Raw genomic sequence first — 19823 nt, 5'->3', positions numbered from 1 at the left:
TGTCGCGGTCGATTTCACAGGTTCCGTTCAGCAGCGCGATTTGCGGCCCTCCGGGGCACATCACTCGGTGACTCACGTCACTGCACATTGCCCTATGCGACAAGTTGCTCAATCAGCGATCATTGGCCATAACCGTCAACTGTGCGCCGGGGGGCAAACATGGTTACTGCGCTGGACCGTTTCCGAGAATCGTCGCTGCGTCGTCGCCGGCGTGCAGAACGAGCAAACTATCGTCTAGACGTTCAGGGTTTGCGCGCACTGGCGGTTCTCGCCGTACTAGCGACCCATCTTGTCGGGCGGCCGCGCGGTGGCACCGTCGGCATCGACGTCTTCTTCGTCATCTCCGGCTTCTTCGTCACCGACATGCTTCTGCGCAGCGCCGAGCCCACCGGTTCGGTCTCTGTGGCCCGCTTCTGGCTGGACCGCGCGCGTCGCATCCTCCCCATCGCGATTCTCGTGGTCGTCGCCACCTTTGTCGCGGCGATCATGCTGATTCCCAGCCGCGTCCACGAGACCGGCGTCGACGCACTGTTCTCGCTCGCGTTCCTCGCCAACTGGCACTTCGCCTCTCGAGGCGCCGACGCATCCATGGCCGCGGACGCCGCCTCCCCGCTGCAGCACTACTGGCCGCTCGCTATCGAGGAGCAGTTCTACGTCGTCTGGCCGCTGGTCATCCTCGCGATCACCGCTGTGGTCGCGCGTCGCGCGTGGAGTCGCGAACGCTGGCTCGGCACCGTCGCAGCCGCAAGCGGCCTGGTGACTGCCGCGTCCCTCGCCTGGGCCACCGTCGAAGCTTCCGCTGGGCCGCATGTGGCCTTCTTCAACACCTTCGCTCGCGTCTGGGAACTCGGCGCCGGCGCTCTCCTCGCGACCGCAATCGGCACGCTCGCGACACTTCCCGTGTGGTTGCGACCGGCGCTGTCCTGGGCCGGCGTGGGGTTGATCGTCGCCAGCCTGTTCCTCATCGACCCCGCGGCTGGCGGCTTCCCCGTCCCGTGGGCTCTGCTGCCCGTCGTCGGAACCCTTCTCGTCATCGCGGCCGGTGTCGGTAGCGAGCCGCTGTTCCAGCCGCTACTCCGCAACCGTGCCGCCACGTATCTCGGCGACCTCTCCTACGCGCTCTACCTCGTCCACTGGCCCGTCATCGTCCTGCTCGCGACCACGATGGAAACGACCGTCTACTACTACGCCGCCGCGCTGTCCCTGTCGTTCGGCCTGGCCATCGCCTGCCACCACTTCGTCGAAGAGCCACTGCGCGAGTTCAACTGGGATGCCGTGTGCCGGGCCCGCGCCGACATGAAGCACGGTCTCTTCCACGTCCAGCGCGCCACCAAGGTGGCCGCCGTCGCCGCGCTGGTCCTGATCACCCTTGCCGTCATCGCGTTCGCCGCACGCCCCGATCGCTTCGAGCCCACACAGCATGCCCTGCCGTGTTGCGGCCACGTCGGCTAAGCCAGCGCGTTCGCCACCGCCTCCGCGGCCGGCTTCAGCGAAAGACCCTGCTGCCGCGCGCTCACATGCGCCCAGCCCCGCTCCGCCAACTCGGCACGAGCCACACCGTCACCACACAACCTGCGGAGCAGCGCCCCCAGCTCGCCGCGGTTCGTCGGATCGAAGTAGTCCGCACCGTCCCCGCAGGTCTCCCGCAGAGCAGGGATGTCCGCGGCGACCACCGCCGTGCGCGAGGCCATCGCCTCGATCGGTGGCAACCCCGCCCCCTCATGCAGCGAGGGCATCACCAGCAGGTCCGCACCAGCCACCAGCGCCCTGAGCACCTCGAAGTCCAACCGGCCCATCACCTCGACCCGATCCCCCAGCGCCGCTGCCAATGCGGGCACCCGCTCGTCTCCCCCGCGCAGCGCCTCCCCGCTGCCTGCGATCACCAGCCGGTGCGGGATGTCGCCGACGACGTCGCCGAACGCCATCAGCAGCAACGGTAAATTCTTGTGCCACTTGGCGTTCCCCACATACAGCAGGTACGGCTGCGGCACCGGCGACAGCCCGAGGTCGACGGGGTCGAACCACTGCTCGTCCACCGGAATCGGGGTCGCCGTCGTGCGCGCCCTGGGCGCGATCGCCGCGAACGTCGCCGACGTCGCCTCCGACGGCGTCAACACCAACGTGGCGAATCGTCCGTCCAACACGAACATCGCACGCGCATACGCGCGCCGCGCCGCGCCCTGTCCGCTGATCTCTTGTTCCCGTACATGCATGGTGTCGTGCACCGTCACGAAGAGCTGCGTACGGCGGTGGCGCGGGAACAGCGTCGCGAAGGGAAACGGGTAGTGCGGCACCCAGAATCCGCGAGGCCGCACCTCGTCGAGCGCGCGGCCCCACACCCGCTGCTCCCCCAGCGTGTACATCGCGGCCGGCGCGGCCGTCACGATGCGCGCACGCCGCAGCTCCGGCACCGCATGCTCGTTGACCAGGACGGCCAACGAGAGCCCGCGTTCGGCGAACGTCTCTTCCAGGCTCGGCAACAACGTCGCGATGTAGGTACCGATCCCGCTCTGCCGGATGTGCCGTGCGTCGAACAGCAAGTCGACCCGGCGGTCGGTCAAGTCAACCGGCCTTCCAACTGCGGCAGTAGGTCAGGATTGGCCCACATCCGCTTCAGTGTCTCGTCGAGCTCCCACTTCGGCGACCACCCGAACAGCTCCCCGATGCGCGAGATGTCCGCGCCCAGATAGGGCCGGTCCACCGCACGCATCCGGCTCGGATCCTGGCGCACCTCGAAATCCAAGCCGAGCACCGAGCGCATCCTGTTCACGATGTCGTCCACCGAATACTGCTGCCCGCTGCCGAGATTGACGATCTCGACCCCGCCGGGACCGGGCACGGCACCCAGCGCCGCCGCCGCGAAGCCACCCGCCGCGTCTTGGACGTCGATGTAATCCCGCTTGGGCCAGGTGTTGCCGAGGTTGATCGCTTCCGGGCTGTCCCGCAGCTGCACGACGATCGCGGGCAGCAGGTGGGGGTTCGTCTCCCCGGGCCCGATGACGTTGAACAACCGCACGATCACGCCCGCGATGTCGCGGTTCGCCGCGAACATGTGCACGTAGTCCTCGCCCTGGTCCTTGGTGAAGCCGTAGATGTCCACGGGCTCGACCACCGACTCGAGTTCGCGGTGCGGCGCCTCGTCCGGGCGATACACCGCGCCGCTGCTGGCGAAGACGAACCGCGTTCCCGGGGCGAGGGCGGAGAGCACGTTCACCATGCCGGTCACGTTCGTCGCCACCGCGTTGGCCGGATCGGCGTCGCACTCCGGGATGTAGTGGATGGCCGCCAGGTGCACGACGACCTCAGGGGCGAAGCGCTCGACGACCGCGGCGGTCGCGGCGGCGTCGCGGATGTCGACCCGCTCGAACGCGAAACCGTCGAGCTCACCGGCCAGCCAGTCCGGTGTGCCGTACCGCAGCAGGTCGGCGACGAGCACGTCGTTACCGTCCTTGAGAGTCTGCACCAACTCCTTGCCGACGAAGCCGGCGCCGCCGGTGACCATGATGCGCATGCGTGCTACCCCCCGAGTTGTTTCTGCTGAGCGTGCTTTTCGAGCTTTTCTGCGATGTGCGTCCAGTCCAGGTCCACCGCGCCGGCGCGCCCGGCCTGCGAATAGCCCTCCCAGCCGGCCTGCGCGTCGAGCAACGCGTCGGCGAATGCGAGCGGCGCGGTGCCGCACACCACGCCTGCGCCGTACTGCTTGACGACGTCCTTGCCCCCGTTCTCGGGGAAATCCGCCGTCACCACCGGCAGCCCGCTCGCCATGGCTTCGGCGATCACCCGCGGGAAGCCCTCGCGCCGGCTCGGCATGCCCAGCACCGACGACGTCGCGAGCAGGTCCAGCTTGCGGGCCTCGTCGACCGACCCCAGCACGCGTACGCGGTCGGCTACGGGACTCTGTCTAACGGTTGCCTTCACATCGTCAAGGGACGGCCCTGCCCCGGCGATCACGAGGTCACCCTGGAAGCCACGGTCGGCGGCCAGTCCGAACGCGTCGATGAGCAGCGGCAGGTTCTTGTGCGGTGCGAGCCGCCCGACGTAGAGCACGCCCGAGCGCTCGGCGCCGGGAGCCGCGCGATACCGGTGGGCCTCGATACCGCTGGGAAGCACATCGCAAGCCCGTCCCGACTGCTGGGTGATTGCGGCTGCCACCGCCTCGCCGACCGCGAAGTTCGAGCCGACCAGCTTCGGGAACTGTGCCTGCAGGGTCCGCAGTAACAGGTCTTCTCTAATTTCGCACCAGTGCAACGCACTTCGTGCGCGCACCGAGCCCGGGAGCGCCAGCACGTGCATCAGCGGCCACTCGTTGAGCAGGAAGAAGTCGTGATCGCCGCGGGCCGCGACGCGCCGGACGCCCGCGCTGTACTTCGCGATGTCCAACCAGTTGCGGCGCAGTGCCTTGATCCTCGGCGTCTTGTATCGGCCCGAATTCGCTTCCCGGTGGACGGTGACGCCGTTGATCACCTCGACGTCAGGGAGGTCAGGCACATGGCCGATGCAGTACACGTCGACGGTGTGGCCCCGACGCACCATCGCCTCGCCCAACTCCTGGAAGAACACCTCCTGGCCGCCGACGCTCGGAAAATAGAGCTCGGTCAGGAACGCAATCCGCATCTCCGCCATCCCCCCGTGCTCAATGCGTGGCTCGGCAATCCGAGATACCACGGCAAAATCGATCGTGAAATTCTTTGACGTGCGACGGAGGCCATCGTATCGGCTACTGCCAGTTCACGATGTTCGTTTGCCCACCGAATACCGGCGCCGCTGGATTACGCTCACGGCCATGGGAGGTGACGCACCGCGGATCGGAGTCGCGGTGACCACGGTGGGGCGCTGGGAGCCTCTGCGTGAGCTGCTCGCCGACCTGGCCGCGCAAAGCCGGCCCCTCGCGGCGGTGGTGATCGCCCATCACGATCCGGGGGGCGAGCAAGCACTCGCGGAGGTGGTCGCCGACTTCGCCAACTCCCTGACCATCCACACGACCCTCAGCGCCCGCGGAATCTCCAACGGACGCAACGCTGCCGTGGCGCTGATGCCCGCCGACGTCGACTGGCTCTGGTTCCCCAACGACACCAGCCACGTCGAACCCGATTTCGTCGAGCACCTCGCTCGCCACTGCGTGGCGCCTGCGACCGTGTGCGCGGGCCGCCTGCTCGACAGCGAGGGCCCACGCAATCCGCTGCCCGCTCCCGGAACGCCGCTGACGAAGCGCAGCGCCTGGGGTGCCATCGAGCCGGCCACCGTCTTCCGCCGCGACGCCTTCGACGCGGTCGGCGGGTTCGATCCGGGACGCGGTTCCGGCGCCGACACCCCGTGGCAGTCCGCCGAGGGACCCGATCTGCTGCTGCGGATGGCACGTCTCGACGATTTCTCCATCGTCTGGGCCGACGACGTCGTCGTGTGGGCACAGACGGAGTTCGCACACCTGCCACCCCGCGAACGGCGGCGCAAACTGCGCAACTACGGTCGTGGGGCGGGAAACCTGTTGCGCACGTGGAATTATCCGCTGTGGTACAAGACGGCGCACCTCGTCGCTGCGGCTCTGATGCCCATCCGCAACCCCGCGAAGTTCAGTCCGCGCGACGCGGCGGCGCTGCTGATCGGGCGTGCCGAAGGTTTGGCTGGTCGGCCGTTCACCCGCGAAGCCGATACCCGTGCCGTCCTGCGCTGACCGACTGCTACTGGGCCTTATCCTCATCGCTGGACTGATCACCTCCTGCCAATCCCAACCCACGCACGTGCCGATCGGGATGACGGTGCACTATCGCGGCGCCGACAAGCAGTCACTCGACGCGCAATTCGACGCGATGGCCGCCATGAACGTTCGGTGGGTACGCGTCGACGTCGACTGGTCGGTGATCGAACCCGTTCAGAGTCAACTGGATTGGACGTCGGCCGACACGATCGTCGACCGCGCGCTGCGCCGCGGGATGAAGGTGCTGCTCGTCCTCGCCTTCGCCCCGCCGTGGACGAAGGGCATGACGGCATCCAACCGCGACCGCCCCCACGATCCCGCGGCGTTCGCCAACTTCGCCCGCGTCGCGGCGCAGCGCTACGCCGCCCGCGGTGTGCACGACTGGGAAATCTGGAACGAACCCAACACTGGAAAGTTCTGGCCGCCCGACCCCGATGCCGCCGAGTACGGGCGAGTGTTCCGCGCCGCGGCGGGGGCAGTGCGCGAGGTCGACCCGCGCGCCACCCTGCTCATCGGCGGGCTCTCCCCCACCTATGGCAGCCCAGGCCCCGACGTCGACCCGACCACCTACCTGACCCATCTCTACGACGACGGCGTGGCGCAACTCGCCGACGGAATCGCCGTGCATCCCTACACTTTTCCGTCGTACCCGATGGACCGCACCCAGCGCACGACGGGAGGCTTCCGCGATCTGCCGGCGCTGCACGCACTGATGACCCAGCGCGGTGACGGTGCCAAGAAGGTGTGGATCACCGAGTACGGCGCCCCCACCGGGACCGGGCCGAGCGCCGTGTCCGAACAGGACCAAGCCGCGACGCTGCTGCTGGCCCGCCAACAGGTCGACGCCTGGGACTGGGTCGGCCCCCTCATCTACTACGAACTCGTCGACGGCGGCACCGATCCGAGCGAGATCGAGGATAATTTCGGGGTGCTGCGCGCCGACAACAGCCGCAAACTCGCCGCCATCGCGTTGACCGACACCGCCGGCGGCTCCGACTAGGCCGAACTAGGACGACGTGTTGGGTGTCGGCAGCTTCAGCAGCTTCCGAACCAGCGTCCGCCGGTGTTCCGGCACCCGCTCGACGAGCCGATTGACCAAGCCCTGGTCGAACATCGAGGCCACCGACAAGGTCCGTAGTACCGCGACGTACACGATGATCGCCGCGGGAATCGAGACGGCCAGCGACAGGGCGGAACCCCACTGCGCCCTGATGAGATCGGCGATCGCCGCCGCCGCCAGCGCCGCGGCCGCGATGGCGCCGAGCACACGGTAGGGCGGACGGAACTTCAACTTGACTGTCACATACCAGGTTTCGAGCAGGACGACGAGTACCTGCGCCGCCCCGCGCGACCACGCCGCACCCATCAGTCCGTAACGCGGGATCAGCAGGAACCCCAGCGCGATGGTGACGACCAGGCCGAGGCCGTTGGAGATCACCAGCAGAGCCGTCTTGCCGGTGCTGTACAGCAGGTAGAGCGTGGTGACCCCCAGCGCCGAGATGGCGGCGGCGATCAGCAGCACCGCCGCAGCCGGTACCGCCTTGGCGTAATCGGCGCCGAACAGGGCCGGGATCAACACCGGTGCGACCGCGGCGAGACCGAGGCACAGCGGGACGATCACCATCGCGATCAACGCGGTGGTGGTGCGGTACAACCGCATCATGTGGTCCTGCGCGCCCATCCCGTGCTGCTCGCTGAACCGCGGCAGCAAGGCCGAAAGCAGCAACGGTGGCAACTGCACCGCCATCTCGGCGATCGTCACCGCCGCGGCGAACAATCCGACGGCGGTCAATCCGCTGTAATGCTCGAGGAACACCACCTGCGTGCGGCCGAACACCAGCGTGCCGATGACCCCGACGGCCCAACTGCCCAGCGCGAACTTCCCGACCTCGCGGCGCAGGGCTGGCTCCACCCGGGGCTTCTTGCGCAGCAGCCGATACACCCTGCTCGCCGGCAGGAGGCTGCCTGCGATGTAGCCCGCCAACGCTCCGGGGATTCCGAACAGCCATGCACCCGCCGCGAATGTGGAGACCTTCAACAGCGCCGACACTGCCGACAACTGCGCCACCTCGCCGAAGCGCTGCTCACCCCGCAGGTAGAACAGATAGAGATCGCCCAGCTTCCAGGTCACGAACCAGGCGGCCGCGACGACGATCACCACCACCGTCGACGTGCCCTCGAGCGCACCCTTGCCCGGCCAGAGCAGGTATCCGACCAGCACGATCCCGATCACCGTCATCGCCGCTATCGACACCCGGGTGGTGGCCCCGATCAGGCCCTCGGCCTCGTCGCCGCGCCCCTCGGCACGCAAGTTCGGGATGAAACGTTGCTGCACGACGTCGATTCCGAGCGAGGCGATCGTCGCCGCGACCGTCACACACCACACGACGTAGGCGAAGACGCCGAGCCGCTCAGGGCCCAGCAGCCGCGCCACGATCGCATTCCCGACGAAACCGGCCAACGCCACCGCGGCCCCCGACGCGAACCCGAGAAGCGTGTTCTTGGCGAAGCTCGGCGACATCAACCCTCCCCGCGGGGCAGCCGCTGCCTACCGAGGCGCGCCAGTGATTTCGCCGCGCTGGCCCACGCCAACGAACCGGGACGACCGTACCGGACTCCCGCCGCGATCGATCTCGTCACTCCGCGCAGTGAGCCGGCCCCCAACGCCGACCCCACCGCCGAGGTCAGCATGTAATCCCCCCGCACCCGCGGTGACTCCTCGGCCAGTTCGCGTACGCCCCAGTCGATGTACTCCGCGCTGCGATCGATCCCCGCCCGCGACACCGAGACGGCAGTCCACACGATGTCGACCAGCGGATCGGGCAGCTGGATGATCGGCAAGCGCGGGAACGTGCGCCGAACCTCCATCAGCCACTTGGGGTCGTCGTGAATCGACCCCTCCGCCACCGAGAGCGGAACCGACTGCGTCAACGCTCGCGGGAACAGCAGAGTCGAGGTCTGCACCATGTTGAACGCCTGCCGCTCCCGCATCTCGAACAGATAGGGCGCCACCGGTTCGAACTGGTCGAGCAGTGTGCGGGGCCCGATGATCGGTTCACCACCGTCGAGCAGACGCCGGAAGCGGCACGACATGATCCATTCGTCGCCGTCCGGGGCGGCCGCGAGCTGTCGCTCGAGCTTCTCCGGCCGCCAGATGTCGTCGTCGTCGAGCAGCGCGATGACATCGCCGCGCGCCGCCTCGACACCCAGATGCTTGGCCCGGCTGGGGCCTTGCGCACCGGCGGTCGCGATCACCCGCACCTCGTCCGCGTCTGGCAGATCGGGCACACAGTCGCGGTCCAGCACGACGACGATCTCTGCCGGCGGAACCGTCTGCCGCAGAGCCGAATCCACCGCCTGCCGAAGACTCGGCCGCCCGATGGTCGGAATGACCACACTCACCGCGTCGCCGGTCATGCCGGTTTACCGAACCGGTTCAGCACCAGAATCGCGAAGATCAAGCCGCTGATCGGAAACAGCTGCAGATTCGGCAGCAGCCCCCACACCGCCTCTGTGGACGCGGCGACGAAAAAGGCGCCCAGGTAACCGAACAGCGCGATCTGCCGACTCGGCTGTAGCGTCCGCGTGCCCAGGATCGCGATCACCAGCACCGGCGCCAGCACCGCCAGGCCGATCACTCCCGACTTCACCAACGTGTCGACCACGAGGTTGTGCCCTGTACCGACATACGCCCACGCCGCGACGTTGGCGTTGTGCTGGGCGTCGATCAGGAACCAGTTGATGCCGAGACCCACCAGCGGGGAGCTCTGCCACTGGGCCAGACTGGCCGCCCACACCGCGGCGCGATCGGTGAACGCGTGCGGATCCCACGGCAGGAACGGAAGAATCAACATGCCGGACGCCGCGGCACTGACGAACACCGTGCCGGAGAAGCGGACGTTGACCACAGATCGGATGCGGCAGACACCCCACCACAGCAACACCATGGCCGCGGCGATCACCGCGGTACGCGACGCCGACGCCAGGATCGTCGTCAACAGCACGGCACCACAGAACAGCTGCCATCGCCTGCCCGGAACCAGCGGAACAAGCGAAAATGCGACGGCGCAATACATTCCGAGCACGTTGCCGTGCCCGAACGGACCAGCCAGCTCCCAGCCGCCGATGATCGCCTTGATGGAGACGATGTTGTACATCATGTAATCGGGGACGAGCAGTCCACCGATCAACGAGTAGACGCCGATCCCGGTGACCAGGATCGGCAACCACTTCAGCCCCTCGATGGACGCACCCGTCTTCCACAGCGCGATGACGAAGAGATTGGCCAGCAGGATCTTCGGCAGGTCGGCCGGCGGCGGCAACGACGGGCTGATCAGGTAGGGCACATTGACGGCCAACAGCAGGATGAGAACGCCCCCGACCGTGCGGTCCGAGCGTCCGCGGGTCAGCAGCACCACCGCCGACGTGTAGACCAGCAGCACGGCCGAACCACCCAACCGCGCCAGATGGGCCAGCGGAACCTCTCCCGAACCACCCGACTCTTCCAGCGGCGGCAGATCGGGTGCGTGCTTGACGAACACGTGGTTGATGGCCTCGGGAACCACCACGAGGGCGATGGCGAGGATGATCAACCCGGCCAGGGCATGCCGCTCCAACCGCGGATAACGAACGCCGTCGCCCGCAATGCCCACCCCGGTCGGGGCGGGCGCGAACACGGTACGGCGCATCGACAGTGCCTGTTTACTTCTGGTGGCCGCTGAGTCGCCGATCGCCACTCGGCTTTGCGCCCCGCGCGGCCCTGCCGTTCGCCGTCACGACCACTGCACCCGTCAGCGGTGCACCCGCCCGGGTGAGCGCTGCGACAGTGCCGGCCAACTGCTTACGGGTGCTGTGGCCGTACCGCACCACGAGCAACACGCCCTCCATGAAGGGACTGAGCATCACGGCGTCTTTCACCGTCGCCGGCGGGGAGTCCACCACGACATAGTCGAAGCGCTCCCCCAGCTCGGTGAAAACCGTTCGCGCTCGCTGTGTTCCGAGGACCTCTGTCGGGTTCGCCGAGAACTCGCCTGCCGGCAGCGCGGTCACGCCGGGGAACTGCGTCTGCTGCAGGGCGTCCGACAGCTCCGCCGCCCCGGTCAGTACGGTGCCCAGACCCACCGCCCCGTTGATGCCGAGAGCATCCGCGACCCTGGGCCGGCGCAGGTCGGCATCGACGACGACCACCGAGTGGTCCGCCTCGGCCAGCGCGAGGGCGAGGTTCACGGCCACCGACGTGCGGCCCTCCCCTGACACCGAGCTGGCCGTCAGGAGCACCCGCGGGCCGGGCGCCACTTCGAGGGACTGCAGGTTGGTGCGTAACTCGCGGAACGCGTCGGCCAGCGCCGGATCGGCCTGCTCGAACGCAACGACAGGTCCCCCACCACGACCCCCGCCCGCCGGGATCTCGCCGATCACGCCGACTCCGGTGATGCCTTCGACCGACTCAGGCCGCCGAATCGCCGGGTCCAGACGGTCGCGGATCAACGCGGCCAGGATTCCGAGCAGCAGGCCGACTGCGGCCGCCACGGCCAGGATTCGCGACTTCTTCGGCGACACGGGGATTTCCGGCACACCGGCGCGCTGCTGCACCACCACCTGAGCGTTCGGCCGGGCGCCGAGATCCGGGGTTTCCAACGCGGCCGCCATCACCACGAACTCGTCGGAGAGCGTGTTCGCGATGTCGCGGGCCCGCGTGGGTGAAGAATCCTGCACCGTGACATCGATCAGCACGGTGTCCGTCGGCGCGACCGCGGTGATCTTCTCCTGCAGCTGGGCAGCGGTCATGTCGAGCCCGAGTTTGTCGACTGTGCGCTGAGCGAGCAGACCCCCCTGCAGCAGCTGCGTGTAGGAGAGCACGCGCCGCTGAGCGAACAGACCGCCGTCGTTGGTCTGCGTATTGGTGCCGTCGGACGTCGTCGACACGAACAATCGTGTGTAAGCCACGTACTGGGGAGCCGCGAGCAACAGGTAAACGACGGCGCACGACATCGTTATCAGAACGATGCCGCAAATGATTTTCCAGCGGGTCCGCAGAATCCGCGTGAAGTCATGGACCGTCAATGGTGACCCTTCAACGCAGCGACCTTTCCTGTGTCCATCGTTCGCGCATCACCCGGTGCACCGGTGCGCATACGCTATCTCAGATCCGATGCCGCCGACGGCGTTACGACGGACGGTTGCCCAGGAATTCGCGTCACGAAAAGGTGACATGACGGCCAGGCGATATTCCGTCTAGCCCGTTGATACGCCGGTATAGTCCACCACTGCTGCCATTCCGTCACTCGATTGCGGGAAAGAAGACACGCGTGCGACGACGATCGCCTTCCCTCACCACCGCACGATTTCCGTTGCGTGGCGGTGCAATTGCCAGCGCGAAAAGCGTCGGCCCGGACGGGAAGCGGAAATGAGGAGTTCCTCGCTGTGGCGGATATTCCTGACGACGGCCCTGTGCGTGATGCCAGCAATGTCGGCAGCCATCGAGGTCCCTAACGCAGGCGCTCAACCCAGCAATACCCCAGACCAAGCATCGGTCACGTTGGCGTGGCGCACGCTCGGCGTCAGTGACGGGTTGTACCTCGGGCCGGACAGCCCCACGACCGTCACGGTGCCCGTGCCCGCGGGCCTGCAGGCGACGCGACTGCAAGGCACCATCGCGGCCCCGATGAACGTCGACGCCGGTTTCCTCGAGATCACCGACGGCAACGGCTTCCTGCTGGCCGACATCCCCCTGCCGCCGGCGGCAACGGCTCCGCCGCAGACCCCCCTCGATATCGACATCGCCGCCGCACGCGTCCGCGCCTCATCGATGTCGCTGACCTTCAACCTGCGCGCGACCGACAACCGCGACGGCTTCTGCGGACCCCTGCAGCAGCTCGCCCTCAGCGGCCTCGGCACCGTCTTCACCGGTGCCGAAGCCCCGGCCACCACCGTCGCGACCTTCTTTCCACCGGTGCTGGAACGGGTGAACATCTACACCCCCACAGATGCCAGCACCGCCGAACAACAGTCGGTGCTCACCATGGTCTCGACGTTGACCCGGCTCTATCACTCCCAGCCGCTCGTCGTCGACGTCGTCACGCAGCCGCGCGGCACGCGACCACCACCCGCCGGGCAGTTCGGCCGCACCGTCGTCGTGGAATCCGGCGGACGGGCCGGCCTGACCATCGAAGACCCGGGCGCCGACACCACCCGGCTCCGGGTGAGCGGCAACGGGGACGAACTGACCACCCAGGTCGGTCTGCTCGTCAATCAGTTGCAATCGCTGGTGCAGACGCCGACGGCACGCATCGACCAGGCCGGCCCCACCTCCATCCCCACCGGCGACACGCTGACCTTCGAGCAGCTGAAGATCACCGGCAAGACCGACGTGCTGCGCACCGGCACCGTCACCGTCGGCGTCGACCGCTCCGCACTCGGCATCGGCCGCGTCGACGGCGCCACCGTGCACCTGCTCGCCGACTACACCCCGGTACCGCCCGATGACGCGGCCAGCGTCATCATCCGGTCCAACGACCGGGTGCTGTATCGGGCCGCACTCGACAACAGCGGGCGCCTGGACGCGACATTCGACATCGGCGGCACAGCGTTGACGCAGTACCTCGGGCTGGACATGGCGCTGACCTACACCCCACATCAGACGTGCGGGCCACTCATCGCGCCCATCACCTTCCAGGTCGATCCGCGCTCGACGCTGACGCTGCACCGGGGAGGTGTTCCCGCAGGCGGATTCACCTCTCTGCCTTCGGAATTCAGCCCCAGTTTCATGGTCGCGATGGACGGCAGCAGTCCCGCGCAACTGGTGTACGCAGCACGCACGATCAACGCCATCGCCCGGCTGACCAGTCAGCAGCTGACACCGCAGGTGGTCGACGTCAAGACCGCGGCCGACTCCCGCTCCGGCGCGCTGATCGTCGCGAAATCGGCGGCCATCGCCGACACCACGCTCGACCCGCCGATCGGCGGCGACGCCAACACGGTGGACATCGGCCTCCCCACCGAGCTCCGCGCCGACGTCGCCGACGGGCTCGGTTCGATCCAGGCGTTCGCCGATCAAGCCCGCGATCGCACGGTGGTCCTGATCAGCACCACCAACGACTGGCGGCTGGTGGATCCCCTGTTCGACTACATCGACGGACTCCAGGGCGGCTGGTCGGCATTGACCGGCGACGTCCTGGCCGCGGGTGCCGCAGGCGTCCCGACGAACGTCACCGTCCGCGCGGTCGGCGACAACGGATCCGACGCCCAGGCTGTGACCTCCGGCGAGCAGAAGGGCTGGGTACCCCTGGCCATCGCTGCGGGCGTCCTCGTGCTCGTTGTCGCCGTCATCGCGGCGCTGCTGGCGCGCCGTCGCCGAGCCAAGACGGGTGTTTGAGCCGAGACGTACGCTGGTACAAGGCTTTCATGGGCGCGACAGATTCGGGGGGCGCCGCCACAGCACCGGACTAGGGGACCGATGACCGATCAGCTCACTGCCGCGGCCGCCGGAGTCGGTCTGGTTCCCTCTTTCCAACAGGTGGTGTCGCTACCCGACGGAGCCGTGGTCGGGTACGAGGCGCTGGCGCGGTGGCCCGCACTCAATGGTTTAGGCCCACTGGAGGTCTTTGCCCACGCCGAACTGACCGGCCAACTCGACACTCTTGATCACCAGTGCATCCACACCGCGGCCAGCAGAGCCCTCAACGGCACGTCGAGCCCGGGCATGCTGCTGCTGATCAACTGTGAGCCCACGACCGCGACGATCGAGGTGCAGTCCACTGACGCGCTGGCCACTGCGGCGTCCTCCTTCGATCTGGTCTTCGAGTTCACCGAGCGCGGGTTGCTGACCGATCCCCGTGCGCTGCTCAACAAAGTGGCCGCGCTACGCCACCACGGCTTCAAGATCGCAATGGACGATCTCGGTGCACACACCGATTCACTCGCGCTCCTCGACATCCTGGAACCGGAGTTCCTCAAGCTCGACCTCAACCTGGTGCAAGGCCAACCCGACCGCACGCAGGCACGCACCATCGCGGGCGTCATCGCCCACCACGAACGCACCGGCGCCGTGATCGTCGCCGAGGGCATCGAAACCGAGGAGCACCTCGAACAGGCACTGGCCTACGGAGCGACCCTCGGTCAGGGTTACCGCTTCGGCCGGCCCGGGCCGCTGTCTCATCCCCCAGAGCCTTTTTTCGGGCCGGTCCCCAGCACGACCGTGCCCCTGCCCGACAAACGTTCGACCGTCGAGTTGGTGCACGACCGCATGAGACTCCGCACCGTCCGTCGAGAGACCTTGCATCAACTGTCCCGCCACATCGAACGCCTGGCGACCACTGCCGAGAGCCCCCCGATGGTGCTCTCGACGGTGCAGGACAAAGGCAACCTGACCACCGCGACCATGGGGATCTACAACGAGATCGCCCGACGTGCGCCCCTGGTGGCGCTGTTCGGGCGCGACGTACCGACCAGTCTCGGCAACGGGATTCGCGGCGTCCATCTCGCCGACGACGATCCGCTGCTCGACGAGTGGACCGTCCTGGTGCTCGGCCCGGATATCGCCGCCGGGCTGATCGCCCGCGAGCTCACCGGCCCGAACAACCGGCCCGGCGAGCGGCGCTTCGAAATGGCCATCACGTTCAACCGGTCGATCGTCGCGCTGGGCGCCCGCAACCTGCTGAGCCGGCTGTCCGCCTAGGCGCGACAGTGGGCCGGGTTCCACAGAACCCAGCCCCGCGCTGAGCGAGGCGACTAGGGCTCCATCACCCGAAAGACGTTCCGGCGCGGAGGATTTTGGCCCGATACATCGCCGCGTCCGCGTCGCGCAGAATGTCCTCGACGGTGCGCTCGTCCTCCGCCGACAGCTCGGTGACTCCGATGCTGACGCTGACCCTGCGAAGCCTGCCACCGATGTGAATAGGTTCTGCGAACTCGCCATGCATGCGTTCGGTCAGCGCTTCCAACGCCGGACGGTCCAGAGATCCGTACAGCAACACCACGAATTCGTCGCCGCTGAGGCGGCCGACGAAATCGCTGTCCCGCACACTGTTCCGCAGTCGCCGCGCAGTTTCCCGAAGTGCCCGGTCGCCGGCTTGATGGCCCAGGTCATCGTTGACGGCTTTGAGGTTGTCGAGATCGACGAACAGCACCGCCGCCGGTGACTGGGCGTCCGTCGTCGCGGCCTGCACGAGCCTCAACTCGATCTGAGCCCGGTTGGGTAGCCCCGTCAGCGGGTCGTGATGTGCCTGGTACGCAAGGTGGGCTTTGGCATTGTGCTCTGCAGTGATGTCAGCGAACGACACGAGCAGCGCCGAGGTTTCCGCATCATCCGGGTCGAGCAGACAGCAGTTGACCGACAACCACGCACGTGAGCCGTCCGCCCGTCCGATTCCGACGACCATGTTCTCCAGCGGTGCGTTGGCGAACATCAGCTTGACGGAACCCAGCTCGTTGTCGCCGATCTTGACGCCCCGGCGATTGAAGACCGGGAACGTGAGCGCGCCGCTGGTGTAGTCGGCAACCAGTTCGTCATTGGCCAACCGCAAGATCCGACGGGCGGCCGGGTTGATCGACTGGGGTTTTCCACGTCGATCGAGGACGACGACTCCGTCATGCAGGGACCGCACAACGGACTCGAAGTGAACCTCTGCCCGGCGCTGCGCGGTGTAGTCAGAACACAGCACCACGTAACCCTCGCCCATCGGAGTGACCGACAGCCGGACGTTGACCGGAGAGCCGTCTGCCGAGCGGTGCGTGGCGTGCACGACCCCGCCGCCGGCGACGATGCCGGCCAGGTCGACATCGCCGTCGACAGCTTCATTGAGCGGCAGGCCGAGAGCACGCTCGACGGGACGTTGATAGATCGTCGCTGCAGCCGCATTCCAGCTGGCGACGACGCCGTCTGCCGTCGTGGCGATGATGGCGTCACTGACATGGTTCACCAACGCCGCCTGGTAGCGCAGCGTCGCCTCAGCGGCCTTCTGCGCGGTCAGGTCGCGGAAGATGACCTGGTAAGCGGGTTCGCCATTCCAGCTCGTCAACACCGATACCGCTTCAACCTCCAGCGGGCTGCCGTCGAGACGCCGAAGAACGGCTTCTGAGGCCGGTGAGCTGTCGCCTTCTTCGGACAGCGCGAGAATCCGCGTCAGCATCGCGCCGATCGAGTCGGGCTGGACGAAATCAGTGATCGGCCGCCCCACCAATTGCTCGGCGCTGTGCGCCCCGAACCCTCGCACCCCAGCCGGGTTGACGTAGACCACGCGACCATCGGAATGCACGCACATCGGGTCGGGGCTGACGTCGACCAGCCGCCGGTAACGCTCTTCCGCCGTGTCGACGTGGCGTCCGCAGTTGCTCCCCGCGCTCGATTCCGACGTTGTACTCACTCTCCCCACGACAGTCCGTTTGCTGCGCAATCACATTCAGCAACTATGGCAGCAGCTGTCACGAAACGCGTTACTCCTGAGTATGGCCGCGACCTGGCCTTTGGGCTAGTGCTCCGCCGCCAATTGGGGACTAATCGAGTCAAGGCCCCGCCGGGGCACCACAACCACGAAGGGAATCACATGAACAGTGCGCATATGGGCATCGCGGGAATCGGGGCTGTCACCGGCTACGGCTGGGGCAGGGACATGTTGTGGAACGGGCTGGCCAGCGGGAAGCCGGCCGCCACGCTGTACCCAGGGTTCGGGCCGGGCGAGAACGACGACGCCTGGTTGGCCCGGGTCCGCGACGAGGGCGATCCCCGCGACGGTCTGAGCCGCTTCGCACAGGCGATGCGCGCCGCGGCGCGCGAAGCCATCATCGACGCCCGCCGCCGCGGCTGGGCACCCGGGCCCAGGGTGGGCCTGTTGCACGCGGTCGTGATCGCCGAGGTCGAGGGCTGGCGCGCGTTCTATCTGGAGGACCATGCCAACCGTCGGATCCGCGACTACCTGGCATTGATGCCGTCCACCCCGGTGTCGATGTTGATGCAGGAGTACGGGTTTCACGGCCCTGCCATGAACGTGTCGGCGATGTGCGCGTCGGGCAACGCCGCGCTCATCACCGCGAAGATGTGGTTGGACACCGGCATGGTCGACGACGTCGTGTTCGTCTCGACCGACCTGTCGTTGACGCCGGAAAATGTCGAGCACTTCGTCCGACTCGGCGTGGGTGTCGTCGACACCGACCCGCTCGACGCCTGCCGTCCGTTCCAGCAAGGCAGCCGGGGGTTCCCGGCCGGCGAGGCCGCCGTGTCCTTCGTGCTGTCCCGGCGCAGTGACGCGCCCTACGTACACGTGCTCGGCGGCGCGATGACTCACGACGCCTTCCACCTCACGTCGGTGGATCCGTCCCGGACCGAGGTGGACCGCTGCGTGCTCGAGGCGTTGGCGTCCTCAGGGGTCGAGGCAACCGATATCGCTTACCTGAACGCGCATGGACCCGGCACCCAGCAGTGCGACACGGTCGAGGCGGCTGTTCTCGACGAGGTCCTCGGCGGCGCCGCCCAGATCTATTCGGTCAAGCCCCTGACGGGGCACTGCCAGGGCGCCGCGGCCGCCGTCGAGGTCGCCGCGGCGGCACTGGGCTACGCCGAGGAACAGGTACCCGCCCCGCCGACCGTCGCACCCGGCCATCCCCGACTGCTCGACGGCCTCACCCCGATGCGGTCCGGGCTGACCCTGAAGACCTCGCTGGGCATGGGAGGGCACAACGCGGCCGTCGTCCTCGCCCCTGTTGCATGAGGATGCCTGCAGCGCCCACCGGTAGGCTGACTGACGTGCCGCTACCGCCTGATCCCAGCCCCGCGCTGCAGTCCTACGCCCACCCCGAACGGCTCGTGACCGCCGACTGGTTGTCGGGCAATCTCGGTCGGCCGGGCCTGGCCATCGTCGAATCCGACGAGGACGTGCTGCTCTACGACACCGGCCACATCCCCGGCGCGGTGAAGATCGACTGGCACACCGACCTCAACGATGCGACCGTGCGCGACTACATCACCGGCGAGCAGTTCGCCGACCTGATGAACCGCAAGGGCATCTCCCGCGACGACACCGTGGTGATCTACGGCGACAAGAGCAATTGGTGGGCGGCCTACGCCCTGTGGGTGTTCACGTTGTTCGGCCATCCCGACGTGCGGCTGCTCGACGGCGGCCGCTCGCTGTGGATCGGCGACCACCGTGACACCACGCTCGACGTGCCGGACAAACAGACCACCGGCTACCCCGTCGTCGAACGCAACGACGCCCCCATCCGCGCGTACAAAGACGATGTCCTGGCTGCGCTGGGTAAGGAGCCGCTGATCGACGTGCGCTCCCCGCAGGAGTACACCGGCGAGCGCACCCACATGCCCGACTACCCCGAAGAGGGTGCGCTGCGCGGCGGTCACATCCCGACCGCGGTGTCGGTCCCGTGGGGCAAGGCCGCCCAGGACAACGGAAAGTTCCGCAGCCGAGCCGAACTCGACGAGCTCTACGGGTTCCTGCCGGACAGCGGACCCACGATCGCCTACTGCCGCATCGGCGAGCGCTCCAGCCACACCTGGTTCGTGCTGACCCACCTGCTGGGCCGCGAGGGCGTGCGTAACTACGACGGTTCGTGGACCGAGTGGGGCAATGCCGTGCGGGTGCCGGTGGCGGTCGGGGAAGAGCCCGGCGAGGCGCCGTGAGTCGCGAGCGGACGATGCAGCTATGAGCATGCCGGCAGCGCTGGCCGAGGTGGTCTCCGACTTCCAGGAGGTCGAAGGCCAGGACAAGCTCGCCATGCTGTTGGAGTTCGCGAACGAACTTCCCGAGCTCCCGTCGACTTTGGAAGAAGCGGCGATGGAACCGGTGCCGGAGTGCCAGTCCCCCCTGTTCCTGCACGTCGACGCTGACGACCGCGACCACGTGCGCCTGTACTTCAGCGCTCCCGCAGAAGCGCCCACCACGCGAGGGTTCGCCGCGATTCTGGCCGCGGGCCTGGATGGACAGTCCGCCGACGACATCCTCGCCGTGCCCGACGACTTCTACGCCGACCTCGGGCTCGGGGCGCTCATCAGTCCGCTGCGGCTGCGCGGCATGTCGGCGATGCTCACCCGCATCAAGCGCCGCCTCGCGAGTTGACGGGCGATAATCCGCTAGCCGCATTCTCAGCAAATCCGGATTACAAACTAACGGTGTGGTAAATA

At 67.5% G+C, this 19823-nt stretch carries 16 protein-coding genes; 8 read left to right on the top strand and 8 right to left on the bottom strand.

All coding sequences use genetic code 11. The annotated features are described in order from the left end of the window. Window positions 1-249 precede the first annotated feature (249 nt). On the top strand, window positions 250-1452 hold the full coding sequence (locus tag ACZYYX_RS11010) for an acyltransferase family protein (protein WP_463814428.1): 1203 nt from the start codon (window positions 250-252) through the stop codon (window positions 1450-1452). Here ACZYYX_RS11010 and ACZYYX_RS11005 read toward each other — a convergent pair. From ACZYYX_RS11005 to ACZYYX_RS10995, 3 genes are read right to left on the bottom strand one after another with little or no spacing between them, the layout of a single operon-like run. Then, the gene (locus tag ACZYYX_RS11005; RefSeq protein ID WP_463814427.1) at window positions 1449-2561 is read right to left on the bottom strand and encodes a glycosyltransferase family 4 protein; all 1113 of its coding nucleotides are present in this window, start codon (window positions 2559-2561) and stop codon (window positions 1449-1451) included. The two genes, ACZYYX_RS11010 and ACZYYX_RS11005, sit on opposite strands and share 4 nt — an antisense overlap. After that, complete coding sequence (locus ACZYYX_RS11000) at window positions 2558-3511, bottom strand: NAD-dependent epimerase/dehydratase family protein (RefSeq protein ID WP_463814426.1); 954 nt, start codon at window positions 3509-3511, stop codon at window positions 2558-2560. Before ACZYYX_RS11000 ends, ACZYYX_RS11005 begins: the two co-directional genes overlap by 4 nt. Before the next feature lie 5 nt (window positions 3512-3516). Beyond that, window positions 3517-4614 (bottom strand): glycosyltransferase family 4 protein, encoded by a 1098-nt coding sequence (locus ACZYYX_RS10995; RefSeq protein ID WP_463814425.1) that lies wholly within the window; start codon window positions 4612-4614, stop codon window positions 3517-3519. Window positions 4615-4783: 169 nt separating this feature from the next. Here ACZYYX_RS10995 and ACZYYX_RS10990 point away from each other — a divergent pair, with 169 nt between their 5' ends. After that, window positions 4784-5671, top strand: a complete 888-nt coding sequence (locus tag ACZYYX_RS10990) for a glycosyltransferase family 2 protein (protein WP_463814424.1) — start codon at window positions 4784-4786, stop codon at window positions 5669-5671. Between the two features lie 67 nt (window positions 5672-5738). Then, window positions 5739-6695, top strand: a complete 957-nt coding sequence (locus tag ACZYYX_RS10985) for a cellulase family glycosylhydrolase (RefSeq protein ID WP_463814423.1) — start codon at window positions 5739-5741, stop codon at window positions 6693-6695. 6 nt (window positions 6696-6701) lie between these two features. On the opposite strand, the gene ACZYYX_RS10980 is transcribed toward ACZYYX_RS10985, so the two are convergent. From ACZYYX_RS10980 to ACZYYX_RS10965, 4 genes are read right to left on the bottom strand one after another with little or no spacing between them, the layout of a single operon-like run. Then, complete coding sequence (locus ACZYYX_RS10980; RefSeq protein WP_463814422.1) at window positions 6702-8216, bottom strand: oligosaccharide flippase family protein; 1515 nt, start codon at window positions 8214-8216, stop codon at window positions 6702-6704. Then, complete coding sequence (locus tag ACZYYX_RS10975) at window positions 8216-9112, bottom strand: glycosyltransferase family 2 protein (protein WP_463814421.1); 897 nt, start codon at window positions 9110-9112, stop codon at window positions 8216-8218. The genes ACZYYX_RS10980 and ACZYYX_RS10975 overlap by 1 nt, the downstream gene beginning before the upstream one ends. Next, window positions 9109-10383: an O-antigen ligase family protein gene (locus ACZYYX_RS10970; protein ID WP_463814420.1), complete on the bottom strand. Its 1275-nt coding sequence runs from the start codon at window positions 10381-10383 to the stop codon at window positions 9109-9111. The genes ACZYYX_RS10975 and ACZYYX_RS10970 overlap by 4 nt, the downstream gene beginning before the upstream one ends. 13 nt (window positions 10384-10396) lie before the next feature. After that, window positions 10397-11758, bottom strand: a complete 1362-nt coding sequence (locus ACZYYX_RS10965) for a tyrosine-protein kinase domain-containing protein (protein ID WP_463814419.1) — start codon at window positions 11756-11758, stop codon at window positions 10397-10399. 343 nt (window positions 11759-12101) lie between these two features. Here ACZYYX_RS10965 and ACZYYX_RS10960 point away from each other — a divergent pair, with 343 nt between their 5' ends. Then, window positions 12102-14069: a hypothetical protein gene (locus tag ACZYYX_RS10960; RefSeq protein ID WP_463814418.1), complete on the top strand. Its 1968-nt coding sequence runs from the start codon at window positions 12102-12104 to the stop codon at window positions 14067-14069. A gap of 81 nt (window positions 14070-14150) precedes the next feature. Beyond that, entirely contained in the window at window positions 14151-15371 is a 1221-nt protein-coding gene (locus ACZYYX_RS10955; RefSeq protein WP_463814417.1) for a sensor domain-containing phosphodiesterase, read from the top strand. 64 nt (window positions 15372-15435) lie between these two features. Here ACZYYX_RS10955 and ACZYYX_RS10950 read toward each other — a convergent pair whose 3' ends face one another. Further along, window positions 15436-17058, bottom strand: coding sequence for a diguanylate cyclase domain-containing protein (locus tag ACZYYX_RS10950; protein ID WP_463814415.1), 1623 nt, complete (start codon window positions 17056-17058; stop codon window positions 15436-15438). A 180-nt stretch (window positions 17059-17238) separates the two neighbouring features. Here ACZYYX_RS10950 and ACZYYX_RS10945 point away from each other — a divergent pair, with 180 nt between their 5' ends. From ACZYYX_RS10945 to ACZYYX_RS10935, 3 genes are read left to right on the top strand one after another with little or no spacing between them, the layout of a single operon-like run. Beyond that, a complete protein-coding gene (locus tag ACZYYX_RS10945; RefSeq protein WP_463814414.1) occupies window positions 17239-18399 on the top strand; it encodes a beta-ketoacyl synthase N-terminal-like domain-containing protein in 1161 nt (386 codons plus the stop codon). Between the two features lie 35 nt (window positions 18400-18434). Beyond that, window positions 18435-19322: a sulfurtransferase gene (locus tag ACZYYX_RS10940; RefSeq protein ID WP_463814413.1), complete on the top strand. Its 888-nt coding sequence runs from the start codon at window positions 18435-18437 to the stop codon at window positions 19320-19322. Window positions 19323-19344: 22 nt separating this feature from the next. Further along, window positions 19345-19758, top strand: a complete 414-nt coding sequence (locus tag ACZYYX_RS10935) for a SufE family protein (RefSeq protein WP_463814412.1) — start codon at window positions 19345-19347, stop codon at window positions 19756-19758. Window positions 19759-19823 lie beyond the last annotated feature (65 nt).

Source organism: Mycobacterium sp. IDUB_1 (assembly GCF_055419625.1).
This window is presented reverse-complemented; position numbering and strand designations above follow the sequence as displayed.